Source organism: Streptomyces sp. NPDC002787, from assembly GCF_053592095.1.
Map to the genome: position 1 here is coordinate 260,991 of NZ_JBSFVC010000004.1, position 15,913 is coordinate 276,903.

Consider the following 15,913-nt stretch of genomic DNA (forward strand, 5'->3'; position numbering starts at 1 on the left):
GGCTTACGCCTCGGCCTTCCCCGTCCCCGCCAGCGCGGCGACCCGCTCCACGCCGAACACATAGCCCTGCACACCGCAGCCGGCGATGACCCCGTCGGCGCGCAGGGAGACGTACGAGTGGTGCCGGAACGTCTCCCGCTGGTGGATGTTGGTGATGTGGACCTCCAGCACGGGCAGCCCGTCGCAGGTGTTGAGCGCGTCCAGGATGGCCACGGACGTGTGCGAGTAGGCGCCCGGGTTGATGACGATCCCGCTGTGGTGGAGCCGCGCCTCGTGGATCCAGTCGACCAGTTCGCCCTCGTGGTTGGACTGCCGGAAGTCCACCGTGCCACCGTGCGCGGCGGCCGCCTTGGCGCACATGGCCTCGACGTCGGCGAGCGTGTCGGAGCCGTAGATCTCCGGCTGCCGCTGCCCCAGGAGGTTCAGGTTGGGGCCGTTGAGGATCATGATCGGGGCGTTGGCCAGGGTGCGGGGCACGGTTCCTCCGGTCCGTCGGGGTGGGCGGCCCCTCGGGACCGCTGCTCGCCCCCGGTTTATCACGATGAAACCGCGGCACAGGAGGCCGTACCCTCCCCGCATGACCACGCCCTCGTATCCTCCCAAGCCCTCCCCCGGCGACCGCGTGGCCGTCGTCTCGCCCGGCGCCGGTCTGCCCGAGCTCTTCCCACGCCCCTACGAACTGGGCCTGGAACGGCTGCGCGAGGAGTACGGCCTCGAACCGGTCGAGTATCCGACGACCCGGAAGATGGGCACGACGCCGCGCGAGCGGGCCGACGACCTCCACGCGGCCTTCGCCGACCCGGACGTCAAGGCGGTCTTCACGTCGATCGGCGGTGACGACCAGATCACCGTGCTGCCGCTGCTCGACCGGGAGTTGCTGCGCGCCAACCCCAAGCCGTTCTTCGGCATGAGCGACAACAGCAACGTGTTGGCGTTCCTGTACAACTCCGGTGTCGTCGGCTACCACGGCGGGACCGTGATGACCACGCTCGGCAGGTCCGGCGCCATGCACCCGATGACCGCGGACTCCCTGCGCGCGGCCCTGTTCACATCGGGGCCGTACGAACTGCGGCCCGCCGAACGCTTCAACGACATCGACCGCGACTGGGCCGACCCGGCGACCTTCGACGCGGAGCCGCCGACCGTACCGGGCACCGGATGGACCTGGGTGAACCCCGACCGCGTGGTGGAGGGCCGGAGCTGGGGCGGTTGTCTGGAGATCATCGGCTGGCTGCTGATGGCCGACCGCGAGGTGCCGCGGGATCTGTCCGTGTTCGACGGCGGTGTGCTCATCCTGGAGACCTCGGAGGAACTGCCGAGCGGCGAGGAGGTCTTCCGCACCCTGCGGAACATGGGCGAGCGCGGTCTGCTCCGGCGCTTCTCCGCGCTCCTGATGGGCGGCCCCAAGACGTGGTCCTTCGACCGGCCCAACACCCCGGAGGAGGCTGCCCGTTATGCGGCCGGACAGCGGGAGGCGGTGCTGCGCGCCATGCGGACATACGCCCCCGACACCACGATCGTGTTCGACGTCGACCTCGGACACACCGATCCCCAGGTCGTGATCCCCTACGGGGGTGTGATCCGCGTGGACGGTCCCGCCCGGCGCATCACCGTGCACTACTGAGACGCGTTGACGCCTCCTGGCACACAGTGACGTCGAACGCACCTCCACACGCCCCCCGTAACCGCCCGTCACCGTGGGTAGTTGACGCGGCATGCAACCTGCACGCACCGTGAAACCGCCCTCCATGCTGCGACTCGCGACCGCCTCGCTCGCCGGGACGGCCATCGAGTTCTATGACTTCTTCGTCTACGGGACGGCGGCGGCCCTCGTCCTGGGGCCGCTGTTCTTCCCGACGTTCTCACCTCTGGCCGGGACGCTCGCGGCCTTCGCGACGTTCGGGGTCGGGTTCGTGGCGAGACCCTTGGGCTCGGTGCTGTTCGGGCACATCGGGGACCGGCATGGGCGGCGGCCGGTCCTCGTCGCCTCGCTGCTGCTGACCGGGGGCGCGACCGTGGCCGTCGGCTGCGTTCCCACGTTCGACTCGATCGGCGTGACCGCCCCCTTCCTCCTCCTCGTGCTGCGCTTCCTGCAAGGGCTCGGGCTGGGTGGGGAGTGGGGCGGGGCGGTGCTGCTGACGGCGGAGCACGCACCGCCCGAGCGGCGCGGACTGTGGTCCAGCTTCCCCCAGGTCGGGCCGGCCGTGGGGTTCCTGCTGGCCAACGGGGTGATGCTGGCGCTTTCCGCGAGCCTGACGGAGGCCCAGTTCGCCGCCTGGGGCTGGCGGGTGCCGTTCTGGGCGGCGGGTGTGCTGGCCGTCGCGGGGCTGTGGCTGCGCTCGTCGCTCACGGAGAGCCCGCAGTTCCTCCGGATCGACGAGCCCGCGCGCGTGCCGCTCGCCGAGGTGGTGCGCGGCCACTGGCGCCTCGTCCTGCTGACGGCCGGGGCACTCGCGGTCGGGTACGCGGTGTTCTACTCGGTGACGACCTGGTCCCTCGCGTACGGGACGGAGCGCCTCGGGGTGAGCCGTACCGTCATGCTCACCTGCATCATGGGCGCCGTGGTGGTGAAGGGCGCCCTGACACCGCTGGCCGCCGTGCTCGGCGACCGGTACGGGAGGCGCCCGATGTGCCTGATCGGCTGTGGTGTCACCGTGCTGTGGATGTTCCCCATGGTCGCGTTGCTGTCGACCGGCGAGCCCCTGCTGATCTTCTTCGGCTTCCTGGTGGCGATGCTCGCGTTCGTCACGATGTTCGCGGTCATCGCGGCGTATCTGCCGGAGCTGTACGAACCCCGGGTGCGCTGCACGGGTGCCGCGGTCGGCTACAACCTCGGCGGGGTGCTCGGCGGCGCCCTGACCCCGATCGTGGCCACCGCCGTGGCCCAGGGTGGACGCGTGCCCTGGGGCGTGGGCGCCTACCTGACCGGGATCGCCCTGCTGAGCCTGGGCTGCTTCGCGCTGCTCCCGGAGACCCGGCCGGTGCCCCTGGCGACGGCGAGGGAAGCGGAGGCGACGGCGGGGTGAGAGACGGGCGGGCCTCGGAGGCCCCCTGACCAGCGCACGAGCGTCTCCTACGGATTCACCGCCAGCTCCAGATACGCCGCGAACAGCACCAGGTGGACCCCGCCCTGCAGCGGTGTCGCACGTCCCGGGACCACGGTCAGCGAGGCCACGACGACGGTCAGGGCGAGCAGCACCATGTGGGTGGCGCCGAGACCAAGGACGAGGGGGCCGGAGAGCCAGACGGAGGCCAGGGCGACGGCCGGGATGGTCAGGCCGATACTGGCCATCGCGGAGCCCAGGGCGAGGTTGAGGCTGGTCTGGACGCGGTCACGGCGGGCCGCGCGCAGGGCGGCGATGGTCTCGGGCAGCAGCACGAGCAGCGCGATGATCACACCGACGACGGCGTGCGGCAGTCCGGCCGCCTCGACGCCGGACTCGATGGTGGGTGAGACGCCCTTGGCGAGACCCACCACTCCGACGAGCGCCAGGCCGAGCAGGCCGAGGCTGATCCGGGCGGTGCGGGCCGACGGTGCCTCGGCGTGGTCGTCCTCGGTGATCACCTCGCCCAGCCGGGTGATCGGGAGGAAGTAGTCCCGGTGGCGCACGGTCTGGGTGGCCACGAACAGGCCGTACAGGGCCAGTGAGGACAGTGCGGCGAAGGTGAGTTGGGCCGTGGAGAACTCGGGGCCCGGCTTGCTGGTGGTGAAGGTGGGGAGGACCAGGCTGAGCGTGGCCAGGGTCGCGACCGTGGCGAGGGCGGCGCCGGTGCCCTCGGGGTTGAAGACGGCCAGCCCGTGGCGCAGTGAGGCGACGAGCAGGCACAGGCCGACTATGCCGTTGCAGGTGATCATCACCGCAGCAAAAACAGTGTCACGGGCGAGGGTCGAACTCTTGTCCCCGCCGTCGGCCATCAACGTGACGATCAGCGCGACCTCGATGATCGTGACGGCGACGGCGAGGACGAGGGAGCCGAACGGTTCGCCGACCCGGTGCGCGACGACCTCGGCGTGGTGGACGGCGGCCAGTACGGCTCCCGCCAGCACCAGTGTCACGAGGGCGACGGCCGCGGCGGGCAGATCACGTCCCCAGGTGAGAGCGAGCAGGACGACCGCGGCCACCGGGACGACAACAGTCCATCGCGTCGTGAGCGACCGGAGCCGAGCGAGCATGCGGTGATCCTTTCAGACGTGCAAGGGCCCCGCACTCCGGTCGACGCCGTGGAACTGCGTCTCCGTCGTGCGGGGCCCCATCGCTTACTTGCTGTGCGGTGTCGGCCTCCGTCAGGCCTCGACGCTGTCCTTCTCGGCGCCTTCGGCCTTTTTCTGCTCGGCCTTCCCCTGCTCGGCCTCGGCCTGCTCCTGCTTCTTGGAGGCGATCAGGCTGGTGATCGTGGTGACGATCAGGACCGCACAGATCACGCCGAGCGACACCGGGATGGAGATCTCGGGGACGTGTACCCCGGACTCGTGCAGTGCATGCAGCACCAGCTTCACGCCGATGAAGCCGAGGATGACCGACAGACCGTAGGACAGGTGGACCAGCTTCTTCAGCAGTCCGCCGATGAGGAAGTACAGCTGTCGCAGGCCCATGAGCGCGAACGCGTTGGCCGTGAACACGATGTACGGGTCCTGGGTCAGGCCGAAGATCGCCGGGATCGAGTCCAGCGCGAAGAGGACGTCGGTGGTGCCGATGGCGAGCATGACGACCAGCATCGGCGTCATGACGCGCTTGCCGTTCTGCTCGATCCACAGCTTGGTGCCGTGGTAGCGGTCGGCGACGCCGAAGCGCTTCTCGGCGGCCTTGAGGAGCTTGTTCTCCTCCCACTCCTCGTCCGACTCCTCGGCCCTGGCCTCCTGGATCAGCTTCCAGGCGGTGTAGATGAGGAACGCGCCGAAGATGTAGAAGACCCAGGCGAAGCTGGAGAGGATCGCCGCGCCCGCGGCGATGAATATCGCGCGGAGCACCAGGGCGATCAGCACACCGATCAGCAGCACCCGCTGCTGATACTGCGAGGGCACCGAGAACTTCGCCATGATCAGGACGAAGACGAAGAGGTTGTCGACGCTCAGCGACTTCTCGGTGATGAAGCCCGCGAAGAACTCTCCGGCCGGCTGGCCGCCGGCGAAGACGAGCAGTCCCAGTCCGAAGAGGGCGGCCAGAACGATCCAGACGACCGTCCAGATTCCGGCTTCCTTGATGGACACGTCATGGGGTTTGCGGCCGATGAAGAAGTCGACCGCGATGAGGGCGGCAAGGCCCAGGACAGTCGTGACCCACAGGGTCGTGGAAACATCCACTGCGCCTCCGGCAGTACGTAACGGCAAATTTCAGCGTCGTCGCTACCGGAGGTCTCTTCCACCCGGTCCTCCAGGGCGTTCCACAACGCCTGGTGCCGCCGGGCCGACGCCCCGGGATCAGGATTGATCCGTATTGACGGGTACGCCGCAGCAAGTAGGGAGTACTCCCCTCCGCACGGAAAGAGTACCCAATCACCAAGAGTAGGTAAAGGGCAAAGCAAAGAAAGCATCAAAACAGCTGGTCAGGCGGCTTTACGAGAGCTTGGTACGGGGTGGTCCTCACCGGTTCCAGGAGCGACGGGCTTCCGCGACCCGGGCGAGCACGTCGTGCAGGACGCGGCTGCCGGGCGGGATGCTCGACGGCTCGTACGTCCACGCGTGCCCGACCCAGGGGTCGGCGAGGTGGTCGTCCGGGATGGGTGTCAGTCGCATCAGCGAACGCCACAGCGGGTCGAGCAACGGCCCGTAGGCGGCGGCCTCCTGCCGGTCGGCGACCATCATCAGGTGGACGCCGACGGCCGGCCCCTCGTCCGCGAGGTAGCGGAGCTGGGTCACGGCGCGGTCGTCGAAGCCGTGCGGGAAGTCGTTGACGATCAGCAGGTGCTCGGCCGTGTCGAAGCCCGGGGGCAGTGCGTCCGCCGCGCCGCCGCGCACCGCCATCTGCACGAGGTCCACCCGCTGGGTGAGCTGCCCCAGAACCTCCGCGACGCCGGCGGCCCCGGCGGCGGGCGGCCCGGCGAGCACACCGGCCTGTGCCAACGGTGCCAGCGCGGTCGCACCGGCCCCGGCCGCGTCGATGACGTGCACCGCGAACTCTCCGGGTGGGTAGACCGCGAGCAGGCGTGCGGCGAGGGACACCGCCGTGTCCAGCGCGAGGCGGCGCAGCTCGTCGGAGTCGGCGAACGCGTCGCGGGAGCCGGAGCGGCCACTGTCGATCCACAGCCCGCGCTCCAGCGGCAGCCGGACCAGCATCGGGATGCGCACGTCCTCGCTCTCCGGCAGATGGAGGTTCCCCAGGCGCAGTGCCATCGGTATCTCCATCGGCACCCGGTAGCCGTGCCAGACCGGGTTGTCCCAGCTCGCGTAGGCCGGGGGCAGCGCGGGTTCGACGACGTCGGCCTCGGCCCGGAGCTGGGCGAGGTCTCGGTCGAGGGCGGCCTTCGCCTGGTCGACGAGCTGGGCGTGCTTGGCGCGGGCGGCCTCACGCGCGGCGTCGCCCTGCCCGCCGATGCGGCTGCGCGGGTCGGACAGGACCTTGTCCAGCTCCTGCTCCATGCGTGACTCGGCGAAGTCGACGGCGCTGCGGTACGCGGCGGTGGTGCGGGCGAGGTCCTCGAACATGCCCCACACCTGGTTGTAGAGCCGCTCCTCCATGGACCAGCCGGTCGCGTCCCCGGCGACGGGCCGCGCGGGCTGCCCGGGCTGGGCCGGAGGCGCGGTCGGCGGGGGCGGGGGCGGCGCGGTGGTCTGCCGTCCGGGGTGGGTGTAGTTGACGGGGCCACCGGCCGTGGGCGCCGTGGGATGGGTACCGGCGGAGGGGTCGGCCGGGGCTGAGCCACCGTGCTGCGGCGAGGCGTGGTCGGGCAGCGTGGCGTCGTGAGAGCCGTACGGGGATGAGGCGCCGTACGGCAAGGGGGACTGTCCCTGCTGCGGCGCTGTGTTCCCGGCCAGGCCCTGGGGTGTCGTACCGCTGTGTGTCTGGTCGGGGCCCGGCGTGGGTGCGGCCGTCTGGTGGGGGCGTTCCGTGTCCGGCAGGCGGGGCGGGGGCGCGGCCACGGAGCGGGCGAGGCCCTGGGCCACGGCGTCGTGGATGCTGTCGGCGAGCTGCTGAGCCTGGGACAGGCCCTGGTCGGTGAGCAGCTCCGCGAGGCCGCCCGCGTACCCCTGGCCGACCGCGCGGACCTTCCAGGCGCCCTGCCTGCGGTACAGCTCGAGGGCGATGACGGCGGACTCCGCCTCCAGGTCCGTCAGGGTGTAGCTGGCGACCTCGGTGCCGTCGAGGCCGGTGACCGCGACGAAGGGGGCGGCGACGGCGCCGAACCGTGCCGGGCCGCCGTGCCCGGACGGCAGGGCGAGCAGCACCGTCACCCGGTGCACGGACGGCGTCAGGGCGTCGAGGTCCACGGCGAGCCGGTGGTCGGCCGCCGCCTGTTGGGAGACCTCGATGCCCGGCAGGGTGGGCGCGCCCGGGTGGGCGACCCACTCCACGCCGTGCACCCGGCCGTGGTCGTCGCCGAGGGTGGCCCCGGCGACGAGCGGCGTGCCGGCCGAGACGCGGATCTCCAGTCGGACCTCGGGCAGCGGATGGTTCTGCCCCCGGACCAGCTCGGCCGTCATCGACTTCGTCCCCCTGTGTCGCTTGCTGCGCGGTGCGTCGTGCTGCCTACAGGACCGGCAGGATCGCCGGCATCAGGTCCTGGAAGGTGCGGCCATTGGCGGGCGAGCCGATGGCGGTCATCTGCCAGCCCGTACCCGCGCGGTGCACCTTGGCCATGATCTGGGCCGTGTACTGGCCGCCGCCCGCGAGGGTGTAGCGCGCGAGCTCCTCGCCGTTGGTCTCGTCGACCAGGCGGCAGAACGCGTTCTGTACCTCCTGGAAGGTCTGGCCCGTGAAGGAGTTCACGGTGAAGACGATCTGGTCGATGTGGACCGGGACCCGGGCCAGGTCGACGAGGATCGCCTCGTCGTCGCCGCCCCCGCCGACACCGCCCACCAGGTTGTCACCGGTGTGGCGGACCGAGCCGTCGTCGCTCACGAGGTGGCGGAAGAAGACGACGTCGACGGGCTGCTTGTCCGCGAACAGCACCGCGGACGCGTCCAGGTCGATCTCACGGGTGCGGGATCCGAACAGGCCGCGCCGAGGGGCAGCCTGCCAGCCGAGACCCATGCGCACCGCGGTCAGACTGCCTCCGTCGTTCTTCTGCAGACTGATGGCCTGACCCTTGGTCATGTTGACGGTCACGCGCTGATTCCCCTCTCGAACTGTCCCCTGTTTCCGCGGCGTCCACGGATGTGCAGCACCTTACGCAGCGGCACTGACATTGCCGCAGCCTGTGTCGCACTTTGTGTCGGTCTTGCAACACAGCGCGCCCGTGCCCGGAGCACGCCCCCTCCCCCAGCGCCTGCCGGGGCCGTCAGGCCAGACCCGCCTCCTTCATCTGCCGCAGTTCCTTCTTCATCTCGGAGACCTCGTCGCGCAGCCGGGCGGCGATCTCGAACTGCAGGTCGGCGGCGGCCGCGCGCATGCGCTCGGTCATCTCCTCGATCTGCTGGGCGAGGTCGGCCGCGGGGCGGTCGGTCGGGACGGTCTCCGTGGCCTTGCCCTTGGCGGACTTCGCCGCCTTGGCCGCCTTGCCACCGAGGGAGGGCACGGGGGCCTTGGCTCCCTTGCCGTCCTTCCCCTGGCGGTAACCCGTGCCGAGCAGCTGCTCGGTGTCGACCTCCTCGCGGGCGATCCGCGCGACGATGTCGTTGATCTTCTTGCGGAGCGGCTGGGGGTCGATGCCGTTCGCCTTGTTGTACGCGACCTGCTTCTCCCGGCGGCGGTTGGTCTCGTCGATGGCCTTCTCCATCGCCGGGGTGATCTTGTCGGCGTACATGTGGACCTGGCCGGACACGTTGCGCGCCGCGCGGCCGATGGTCTGGATGAGCGACGTCCCGGAGCGCAGGAAGCCCTCCTTGTCGGCGTCGAGGATCGCCACCAGGGAGACCTCGGGGAGGTCCAGGCCCTCCCTGAGGAGGTTGATGCCGACCAGGACGTCGTACTCACCGGCTCGCAGCTCACGCAGCAGTTCGACGCGGCGGAGGGTGTCGACGTCGCTGTGGAGGTAGCGGACCTGGATGCCGAGTTCCAGGAAGTAGTCGGTGAGGTCCTCGGCCATCTTCTTGGTGAGCGTGGTGACCAGGACGCGCTCGTCCTTCTCGGTGCGCCCCCGGATCTCGTGCACCAGGTCGTCGATCTGGCCCTCGGTGGGCTTGACGACGACCTCGGGGTCGACCAGGCCGGTGGGGCGGATGATCTGCTCGACGTAGCCGTCGGAGCGGGACAGCTCGTACTGCCCGGGGGTCGCCGAGAGGTAGACCGTCTGCCCGACGCGCTCCTGGAACTCCTCCCACTTCAGGGGCCGGTTGTCCAGGGCGGACGGCAGCCGGAAGCCGTGGTCGACGAGGGTGCGCTTGCGGGAGGCGTCGCCCTCGTACATCGCGCCGATCTGGGGCACGGTGACGTGGGACTCGTCGATGACGAGGAGGAAGTCGTCCGGGAAGTAGTCCAGCAGCGTGTTCGGCGGGGAGCCGGGCTCGCGGCCGTCGAAGTGCATCGAGTAGTTCTCCACGCCGGAGCAGGAGCCGATCTGGCGGAGCATCTCCAGGTCGTACGTCGTGCGCATGCGCAGCCGCTGGGCCTCCAGGAGCTTGCCCTGCTTCTCCAGCTCCGACAGGCGCTCCCCCAGCTCCTTCTCGATGTCGTTGGCGGCGCGCTCCAGGCGCTCGGGACCGGCGACGTAGTGGGAGGCGGGGAAGACGTACAGCTGCTGGTCGTCGCTGATGATCTCGCCGGTGAGCGGGTGGAGGGTGGAGAGGGCCTCGATCTCGTCGCCGAACATCTCGATGCGGACGGCGAGCTCCTCGTAGACCGGGAAGATCTCGATGGTGTCGCCGCGGACGCGGAAGGTGCCGCGGGCGAAGGCCAGGTCGTTGCGCGTGTACTGGATGTCCACGAAGCGGCGCAGGAGCTCGTCCCGGTCGAACTCGTCGCCGACCCTGAGGGGGACCATGCGGTCCACGTACTCCTGGGGCGTGCCGAGGCCGTAGATGCAGGAGACCGAGGCGACCACGACGACGTCGCGGCGGGTCAGCAGCGAGTTGGTCGCGGAGTGGCGCAGCCGCTCCACCTCCTCGTTGATCGAGGAGTCCTTCTCGATGTAGGTGTCCGACTGCGGGACGTAGGCCTCGGGCTGGTAGTAGTCGTAGTACGAGACGAAGTACTCGACCGCGTTGTTCGGCAGCAGCTCGCGGAACTCGTTGGCCAGCTGGGCGGCCAACGTCTTGTTGGGCGCCATCACCAGGGTGGGGCGTTGGAGCTTCTCGATCATCCACGCGGTGGTGGCGGACTTGCCGGTGCCGGTCGCGCCGAGCAGGACGACGTCCTTCTCACCTGCTCCGATGCGCTGGGCGAGCTCGGCGATGGCCGTGGGCTGGTCACCGCTCGGCTGGTAGGGGCTGACGACCTCGAAGGGCGCCACCGTGCGTTCGATCTTGGAAACGGGCCGCATGCAATCCACCGTACGACCCCGCACTGACAACGGGCTCCGATCAGCGGTTCTGCGGTGCGCGGTAACTCCGCTCGCGGTGCTCCTGGCCGGTGCGGGACTCCTGGTGCCGACAGGTGTGCGCGGTGGCCTGGGCCGGGATGCCGGGCCGCCGCTCGACGGGGTTTCCGTGGAACCTGCCCATGATCATGAAGGGGTCGAACATCACGACGACGCCCGCGAGGAGCAGGAAGACCAGCGGGCCGATCATCAGCGGGGCGAGCAGGGCGGCGGACGAGGAGCCGCCGGCCGGGTCGGGGGCGGCGGCGCTGTGCAGGTGGACGCTGAGCGCGGCCATGCCCGTGTAGTGCATGCCGCTGACCGCGATCCCCATGACGAGACTGGCGCCCACGCTCCACAGGAAGCCGCGGACCTGTCCGGCGGCCCACAGGGCGGCGATCGCCGCCACCACGGCGATGACGACCGAGGCGGCCACGGTCAGGGTGTTGTACTGCAGCGTGCCGTTGAGGCGCATTCCGGCCATGCCCAGGTAGTGCATGGAGGCTATGCCGAGGCCGGTGATGGTGCCGCCGGTGAAGAGCGCGGCCCCGGTCGCTCCCTTGGAGGCCACCATGAAGATCCCGATGCCGACCATGACGACCGCGACGGCGAGGCTCGCGAAGGTGGTCAGCGGGTCGTATTGGATCGGGGTCTGAAGAACCTTGAACCCCATCATCGCGACGAAGTGCATGGTCCAGATGCCTGAGCCGATGGCCGCCGAGCCCAGCGCGAGCCAGCCGACCCGCCAGCGGCCGTCGACCAGCATCGATCTGGTCGTGCAGCGCAGGCCGAGCGCACCACCGAGGCAGGCCATGAGATAGGCCACCACCGGTGTGACGAGTCCGTAGCTGAAGCCGTCGACCGTGCCCTGCATTCGCGGCTGCCTTTCCCGCCCTGTCGCGTCCCTGGATTTCCCTGCACCGCCCCCGCCCCCAGGACCGCCACAGCGGCGAGGGTTGTCGCAGAGAGTATGACCCCCACCGGAATGGTCGAACGATTTTCCGGCAAAGAAACACGGCCTTGCCCCACTTGTGCGGTGCCCGTGAGCGGACTTGGGCAACTCCATTCAATTCGTGGCCATCCTGCACCCTCCTGCTGTTGACCCTCTGCTGTCACGCTTGAGCTGACCGTGACCGATCGACGCGAGGAGTACGCATGCACGTGCGCGCAGTTGCCGCCGCGACCACAGCGTTCATGGGGGCCGCCGTCCTCCTGCTCCCGACTTCCGCCGCACACGCGGCCGCCGACGCCGAGAATCCGCTGGTCGTCGCGCATCGCGGAGCTTCCGCCTACGCGCCCGAGAACACCCTGGCCGCCGTCGACAAGGCCGACGAGATGGGCTTCAGCTGGGTCGAGAACGACGTCCAGCGCACCAAGGACGGCGAACTCGTCATCCTCCACGACGCGACCCTGGCGCGGACGACCAACGTCGAGGAGCTCTATCCGGACCGGGCGCCCTGGAACGTACGGGACTTCACCGCCGCGGAGATCGCGCGCCTGGACGCGGGCAGCTGGTTCGGCAGCGGCTACGCGGGCGCGCGCGTGCCGACCCTGGAGCAGTACATGAGGCGGGTCACACGCAACCATCAGAAGCTCGTCCTGGAGATCAAGAACCCGCAGCTCTACCCCGGCATCGAACAGCAGACCCTGAAGGTGCTCAGCAACGAGGGCTGGCTCGGCCCGGCGCACCTCGACAGGCTGGTGATCCAGAGCTTCAGCACCGACACCGTACGGCTGGTCCACGAGCTGAGCCCGGCGGTGAAGACCGGCTTCCTCGGCACCCCGGACGTCGCCGACCTCCCCGAGTACGCGACGTTCAGCGACCAGATCAACTCCTCCTACACGACCATCTCCGCGTCCTATGTGGCCGTGATCCACGCGCTGGAGGGTCCGCACGGGAAGCCTCTGGAGATGCTCACCTGGACCGTGAACGACGCGGACAACGCCCGCCGGGTGGCGGGCTACGGCGTGGACGGCATCATCACCAACAAGCCGGACGTGGTCAGAGAGGCCACGCAGGGCTGACGGAACGGGCCCTCGTCCGTGGCGTGCGTTCCGAGGCGGAGCGCACGCCACCGGCGTTGTCGGTGGCGGGCCGTACGGTGGTGGCATGAACAGCCATGCGCAGGACGAGCAGCAGGTCGTGTGGGCCGTCGTCGGCACGGACATCGGCCCGCTGCTGCTGGCCGCGACGGACGACGGCCTGGTGAACGTCGTGTTCCACGCCACGGACGCGGTGCGCGACAAGGCGGTCGACCGGCTCGCCTCCCGCCTCGGCACCGCGCCCGTCGAAGCCCCCCGCGCCCCTCAGCTGGCCGAGGCGATACGCCAGGTGGAGGCGTACTTCGCCGGCCGGCGTCACGACTTCGACCTGCCGCTGGACTGGTCGCTGATCTCCGGCTTCAACCGCCAGGTGCTGCGCGAACTGGCCTCCGGCGTCCCGTACGGCTCGGTCGTGGGCTACGGCGACCTCGCCCGGCGGGTGGGCCAGCCGGGCGCCGCCCAGGCGGTCGGCGTCGCGATGGGGTCGAATCCCCTGCCGGTGGTGGTGCCGTGCCATCGGGTGGTCGAGAGTGATGGCGGCATCGGAGGGTTCGGCGGCGGGCTGGAGACCAAGCGGAAGCTGCTGGCCCTGGAAGGGGTGCTTCCCGAGCCCTTGTTCTGAGGCGGCCATGGGCGGACTTTGCGCGCCGGTGCGTGGCCTTTGTCTGGGCGGTGCCGGCAGCAGGCTCTGTGCCGCGAATCGGTCATCGGTCGTCGTTCCGGAAGGCGGAGGTCGGCCGAGAACCAGTTACTCGTAGTGCCGTGCCTCGAACACGTTTCCGTCCGGATCGCGGAAGTAGAAGCTGCGTCGGGCCATTCCACGTGCGCCGAAGGAGTCGTACGAGAGGTCCGAGACGGGAACCGCCCGCTCCTCGAGGCGGGTGCGCAGTTCGTCGAAGGCGTCGCCGGGCATGGCGAGGCAGACGTGGTTGACGGGGTGACCGGCGCTGTCGGCGGCGCCGGGCACCATCTGCATCTTCTCGGCCACGGCGAGCGACATGAGGTCGAGGATGGTCTCGTCGTTGAGGCGTACGGAGGGGAAGGGCGCCTGTCCCGCGGCGTATTCGGTGACCCTCACGGGTTCCAGGCCGACGGCCTTCTCGTAGAAGTCGGCCGCGGCGATCGGCTCCTGGACCCAGAGAACGACATGGTCGAGACGAGTCGTGTTGTCCGTCATGCACTTCAGGCTGGTGTCCCGCACCACAACGCGCAAGGGTTTGGCCGGGCGCGCCGTCCGCCAGGGATGAGAGAAGAACGACAGACAGGAGGCAAGCGCGTGCTGGTGGTGTCCGAAGAGGTGCGGGAAGCGGTCGACGCGCGTCGACCGGTGGTGGCGCTGGAGTCCACGATCATCGCGCACGGGCTGCCCCGCCCGCGCAATCTGCAGGTGGCACTGCAGCTGGAGGACGTCGTACGGCAGGAGGGCGCCGTACCGGCGACGATCGCCGTGCTGGACGGGCGCCCTCATGTCGGCCTCGACAAGGAGCAGGTGGAGCGGGTCGCGAACGAGGACGGCATCCGCAAGCTCGGGCACCGTGATCTGCCGCTCGCGGTGGCCTCCGGGGTGAGCGGCGCGACGACCGTGTCGGCGACGGCCCAGCTGGCGGCCTTGGCGGGCGTACGGGTGTTCGCGACGGGCGGGCTCGGGGGTGTGCACCGGGAGTGGACGGTGACCCAGGACGAGTCCGCCGACCTGGGGCTCCTGGCACGCACCCGGATCACCGTGGTGTGCGCGGGAGTGAAGTCGATCCTGGACGTGCCGGCGACTCTGCAGCGCCTGGAGACGCTGGGTGTCGCGGTCGCCGGGTACGGCACGGAGCGCTTCCCCGGCTTCTATCTGTCCGACTCGGGGCACCCGGTGGAGTGGACGCTCCGGTCGCCCGGCGAGGTCGCGGACGTCATGCGGGCGCAGGACGCGCTCGACGGTTCCGAGTCGGCGTTGATCGTCGCCAATCCCGTGCCCGAGGAGGAACAGCTCGATCCCGAGTTGCACGCGCGTGTACTCGCCGAGGCGCTGCGGGCGTGCGAGGCGGAGGGGGTGACGGGGCAGGCGGTCACACCGTTCCTGCTGAGCTATCTGGTACGGCACACCGACGGCGCCTCCCTGAGCGCCAACCTGGCGGCGGTACGGGGCAACGTGCGCCTCGCGTCGCGGATCGCGGCGGCCTGGGCAGGGGCGTGACGTGAGCGGGGCGCTGCTCGTCGTGGGGGACGTCGTGACGGATGTCGTGGCCCGGCACCGCGGGCCGCTCGCGCCGGGTACCGACACGGCTTCCGCGATCCGGACGCTGCCGGGCGGTGCGGGCGCCAACGTGGCCTGCTGGGCGGCCCATCGGGGCTGCGCCGACGTGCGGCTGCTCGGGCGCGTGGGCACGGACGGGGCCGCGTGGCACGAGCGGGAGTTGCGGGCTTCGGGCGTACGGCCCCATCTGGTCGTCGATCCCGAGGCACCGACGGGGACGGTGATCTGCCTGGTGGACACGGGCCATGCGGCCGAACGCACGTTCCTCACGGACAGCGGCGCCGCGCTGCGGCTGGACCGGGACGACTGGTCGCCGTCCCTCCTCGACGGGGTCGCGCGGTTGCATCTGTCGGGCTATCTGTTCTTCTCGGAGCCGAGTCGGGCGCTGGTCGCCGTGGCCCTGGAGTCGGCACGCGCGCGTGGGGTGCCGGTGAGCGTGGATCCCGCGTCGGCCGGGTTCCTCACCCAGTTCGGTGTGGACCGTTTCCTCGCGCTGGCCGAGGGGGTCGATGTGCTGTTGCCCAGCCGCGACGAGGCGTGTCTGCTGACAGGACTGCCCGATCCGGCCGACGCGGCGGCCAAGTTGAGCCGTCTCGTTCCCCTGGTCGTGTCCAAGCAGGGGGCCGACGGTGCTCTGGTCGCGTGCGGCGGCAGGGTCGCGTCCCGGATTCCGGCGGCCCCCGCCACGCCCCGCGACACAACGGGCGCGGGTGACGCCTTCACCGGGGCCTTCCTGGCCGCGCTGCTCGCGGGCGCGGAGGCCGAGGAGGCGGCGACGGAGGGGTGCCGGGCGGGGGCGCTAGCGGTGGGGAAAGTGGGCGGGAGGCCGCCGGCTGCCGACTGAGTCCTGCGGCGTCGACGGCGCTGTCCCATGGCATCAACCGTGCGACGCAGCGGCCCGCCCCGGAACGGCGACGGAACGGTCCGCCCTGGGGCTGACCTTGGAGTTGTGACGGAACGGTCCGCCCTGAGGCTCCGGCGAAACGGTCCCTCCCTGGGGCGTGGCATGCCACGTCT

14 protein-coding genes are annotated in these 15,913 nt (G+C 70.3%); 6 read left to right on the forward strand and 8 right to left on the reverse strand.

Translation table 11 applies throughout. From position 1 onward, the window contains the following. Window positions 1-3: 3 nt before the first annotated feature. Window positions 4-477 (reverse strand): type II 3-dehydroquinate dehydratase, encoded by a 474-nt coding sequence (gene aroQ, locus ACWD26_RS07205; protein WP_451267103.1) that lies wholly within the window; start codon window positions 475-477, stop codon window positions 4-6. 100 nt (window positions 478-577) lie between these two features. Here aroQ and ACWD26_RS07210 point away from each other — a divergent pair, with 100 nt between their 5' ends. Beyond that, window positions 578-1,624: a S66 family peptidase gene (locus ACWD26_RS07210; RefSeq protein WP_451267105.1), complete on the forward strand. Its 1,047-nt coding sequence runs from the start codon at window positions 578-580 to the stop codon at window positions 1,622-1,624. A gap of 124 nt (window positions 1,625-1,748) precedes the next feature. Continuing rightward, entirely contained in the window at window positions 1,749-3,026 is a 1,278-nt protein-coding gene (locus ACWD26_RS07215) for an MFS transporter (protein WP_451267107.1), read from the forward strand. A gap of 47 nt (window positions 3,027-3,073) precedes the next feature. Here ACWD26_RS07215 and ACWD26_RS07220 read toward each other — a convergent pair whose 3' ends face one another. From ACWD26_RS07220 to ACWD26_RS07245, 6 genes are all read right to left on the reverse strand, one after another. Continuing rightward, window positions 3,074-4,174, reverse strand: coding sequence for a calcium:proton antiporter (locus ACWD26_RS07220; protein WP_451267109.1), 1,101 nt, complete (start codon window positions 4,172-4,174; stop codon window positions 3,074-3,076). A gap of 111 nt (window positions 4,175-4,285) precedes the next feature. Further along, window positions 4,286-5,302, reverse strand: a complete 1,017-nt coding sequence (locus tag ACWD26_RS07225) for a TerC family protein (protein ID WP_451267111.1) — start codon at window positions 5,300-5,302, stop codon at window positions 4,286-4,288. Window positions 5,303-5,581: 279 nt separating this feature from the next. Beyond that, the gene (locus ACWD26_RS07230; RefSeq protein WP_451267113.1) at window positions 5,582-7,639 is read right to left on the reverse strand and encodes a TerD family protein; all 2,058 of its coding nucleotides are present in this window, start codon (window positions 7,637-7,639) and stop codon (window positions 5,582-5,584) included. 46 nt (window positions 7,640-7,685) lie between these two features. Then, complete coding sequence (locus tag ACWD26_RS07235) at window positions 7,686-8,264, reverse strand: TerD family protein (protein WP_451267115.1); 579 nt, start codon at window positions 8,262-8,264, stop codon at window positions 7,686-7,688. A gap of 172 nt (window positions 8,265-8,436) precedes the next feature. After that, window positions 8,437-10,575 carry an excinuclease ABC subunit UvrB gene (gene uvrB, locus ACWD26_RS07240; RefSeq protein WP_451267117.1) on the reverse strand — a complete coding sequence of 713 codons (2,139 nt, stop codon included), beginning with the start codon at window positions 10,573-10,575 and terminating at the stop codon, window positions 8,437-8,439. A gap of 40 nt (window positions 10,576-10,615) precedes the next feature. Next, window positions 10,616-11,485, reverse strand: coding sequence for an MHYT domain-containing protein (locus ACWD26_RS07245; RefSeq protein WP_451267119.1), 870 nt, complete (start codon window positions 11,483-11,485; stop codon window positions 10,616-10,618). 281 nt (window positions 11,486-11,766) lie between these two features. On the opposite strand from ACWD26_RS07245, the gene ACWD26_RS07250 reads away from it, so the two are divergent. Both ACWD26_RS07250 and ACWD26_RS07255 read left to right on the forward strand, forming a co-directional pair. After that, complete coding sequence (locus tag ACWD26_RS07250; protein ID WP_451267121.1) at window positions 11,767-12,636, forward strand: glycerophosphodiester phosphodiesterase; 870 nt, start codon at window positions 11,767-11,769, stop codon at window positions 12,634-12,636. An 85-nt stretch (window positions 12,637-12,721) separates the two neighbouring features. Then, window positions 12,722-13,276 (forward strand): methylated-DNA--[protein]-cysteine S-methyltransferase, encoded by a 555-nt coding sequence (locus ACWD26_RS07255; RefSeq protein ID WP_451267123.1) that lies wholly within the window; start codon window positions 12,722-12,724, stop codon window positions 13,274-13,276. Window positions 13,277-13,402: 126 nt separating this feature from the next. On the opposite strand, the gene ACWD26_RS07260 is transcribed toward ACWD26_RS07255, so the two are convergent. After that, window positions 13,403-13,831 (reverse strand): VOC family protein, encoded by a 429-nt coding sequence (locus ACWD26_RS07260; RefSeq protein WP_451267125.1) that lies wholly within the window; start codon window positions 13,829-13,831, stop codon window positions 13,403-13,405. Window positions 13,832-13,897: 66 nt separating this feature from the next. On the opposite strand from ACWD26_RS07260, the gene ACWD26_RS07265 reads away from it, so the two are divergent. Continuing rightward, window positions 13,898-14,836 (forward strand): pseudouridine-5'-phosphate glycosidase, encoded by a 939-nt coding sequence (locus ACWD26_RS07265; RefSeq protein ID WP_451267127.1) that lies wholly within the window; start codon window positions 13,898-13,900, stop codon window positions 14,834-14,836. 1 nt (window position 14,837) lies between these two features. After that, on the forward strand, window positions 14,838-15,740 hold the full coding sequence (locus tag ACWD26_RS07270; RefSeq protein WP_451267129.1) for a carbohydrate kinase family protein: 903 nt from the start codon (window positions 14,838-14,840) through the stop codon (window positions 15,738-15,740). The last annotated feature ends 173 nt before the right edge of the window (window positions 15,741-15,913 follow it).

Bases quoted from the DNA above. Each gene is read 5' to 3' on its own strand.
- ACWD26_RS07210 (WP_451267105.1), top strand. From the start codon at position 578: ATGACCACGCCCTCGTATCCTCCCAAGCCCTCCCCCGGCGACCGCGTG.
- ACWD26_RS07215 (WP_451267107.1), top strand. From the start codon at position 1,749: ATGCTGCGACTCGCGACCGCCTCGCTCGCCGGGACGGCCATCGAGTTC.
- ACWD26_RS07220 (WP_451267109.1), bottom strand. From the start codon at position 4,174: ATGCTCGCTCGGCTCCGGTCGCTCACGACGCGATGGACTGTTGTCGTC.
- ACWD26_RS07230 (WP_451267113.1), bottom strand. From the start codon at position 7,639: ATGACGGCCGAGCTGGTCCGGGGGCAGAACCATCCGCTGCCCGAGGTC.
- uvrB (WP_451267117.1), bottom strand. From the start codon at position 10,575: ATGCGGCCCGTTTCCAAGATCGAACGCACGGTGGCGCCCTTCGAGGTC.
- ACWD26_RS07245 (WP_451267119.1), bottom strand. From the start codon at position 11,485: ATGCAGGGCACGGTCGACGGCTTCAGCTACGGACTCGTCACACCGGTG.
- ACWD26_RS07250 (WP_451267121.1), top strand. From the start codon at position 11,767: ATGCACGTGCGCGCAGTTGCCGCCGCGACCACAGCGTTCATGGGGGCC.
- ACWD26_RS07255 (WP_451267123.1), top strand. From the start codon at position 12,722: ATGAACAGCCATGCGCAGGACGAGCAGCAGGTCGTGTGGGCCGTCGTC.
- ACWD26_RS07260 (WP_451267125.1), bottom strand. From the start codon at position 13,831: ATGACGGACAACACGACTCGTCTCGACCATGTCGTTCTCTGGGTCCAG.
- ACWD26_RS07265 (WP_451267127.1), top strand. From the start codon at position 13,898: ATGAGAGAAGAACGACAGACAGGAGGCAAGCGCGTGCTGGTGGTGTCC.